This is a genomic window from Methanobrevibacter oralis (assembly GCF_001639275.1).
GTDB classification, from domain to species: Archaea; Methanobacteriota; Methanobacteria; order Methanobacteriales; family Methanobacteriaceae; genus Methanocatella; species Methanocatella oralis.
In genome coordinates, this window is the sequence record NZ_LWMU01000003.1 from 1 (window position 1) to 1122 (window position 1122).

The window sequence follows — 1122 nt, forward strand, 5'->3', positions numbered from 1 at the left end:
AAGTTTAGGAAACCCTTTTAATTCGTTTTTTAATAAATCGATATAACGAATTGCTTTTTTGAAATTTTGTTGGTTAAATAATTCGTAAAATAATTCAAGATATTCTTTTATTTCTTGTTCTAAGCATATTTTTTTGTCTTTACTTAATTTTTTAATTTTGTAATCTGAGAGTTTAGGATGTTTTATTTTTAATTCCTGCTTGTAATTTTTTACGGTTTTATTAATTTCAGATTGCATGGCTTCTAAAATATTTTTATATAAATGAAATATGCAATGTTGATGAACGAATCCTAATTCATTCATTATTTCATCATATCCTTTTTTTGAATCTGTTACTATTGCTTTTACGGTATTTTAATGGAATACTTTTTTTAATAAAATTTTTAACAGTTTTATTTGATTCATTATTTGATATATGGCATGCTACGGGCATGTTTCTTATTGTATCAAATATATCGAGTCTATACCACCATTTACCTTCTATTCTAATCCATTGTGCGTCATAACCAAAATATCCTGAGAGTTCTGATTCCTCATCACACCAATATAGTGAATCACCAAAAAATATGTATTTTCTAATGGATTCATAAGAGATATTTAATGATATATAATTCATTAAAATCATTTTTAAGATTTCTTATATGATTTCCATCCATGTTGGAGTAATTTTTTTGCTTTATTATTTTAGTATTATTTTGAAAAATTGCAGTATTTTTCATAATATTTAGAGAATTCTGATTGACATTTTCTTTTACAATCATGGCATTCATATCTTTTTATTTTCACCTTAACAGCCAAACCAGATTCTAAATACAAAATTCTCCAATTAAAATCTTTCTTAATAACTTTTTTAGAACCACAATGTTTACAAAAAGGATAACGCTCTTCGATTTCACCATTTTTATTAACAAAATAATTATCATCCAATATTGATTCAATAGGATAGAATTAATTGAACATAGCATTTTTCAACAAAGCTTTTTCCATCTAAAAACCCTTTTCGAATAGGATTTTTAAAATCACCGATAAATATATATTGCTCGCCATCCAACCTAAGATATGGAAGGCTTTTGATTTTTGTTTTCATATATAATTATTTGCCTTCCACCCTATATAAACTTA

The 1122-nt window shown here is 24.9% G+C and carries 3 protein-coding genes; all 3 read right to left on the minus strand.

The window, feature by feature from the left end; translation table 11 throughout:
• On the minus strand, window positions 1-303 hold a 303-nt coding region (locus MBORA_RS00025), incomplete at its 3' end, for a hypothetical protein (RefSeq protein WP_156482677.1).
• Between the two features lie 7 nt (window positions 304-310).
• Complete coding sequence (locus MBORA_RS00030; protein WP_063720049.1) at window positions 311-616, minus strand: hypothetical protein; 306 nt, start codon at window positions 614-616, stop codon at window positions 311-313.
• A 74-nt stretch (window positions 617-690) separates the two neighbouring features.
• Window positions 691-927 carry a hypothetical protein gene (locus MBORA_RS10435; RefSeq protein ID WP_063720616.1) on the minus strand — a complete coding sequence of 79 codons (237 nt, stop codon included), beginning with the start codon at window positions 925-927 and terminating at the stop codon, window positions 691-693.
• Between the last annotated feature and the right edge of the window lie 195 nt (window positions 928-1122).

Bases quoted from the DNA above. Each gene is read 5' to 3' on its own strand.
- MBORA_RS00030 (WP_063720049.1), bottom strand. From the start codon at position 616: ATGAATTATATATCATTAAATATCTCTTATGAATCCATTAGAAAATAC.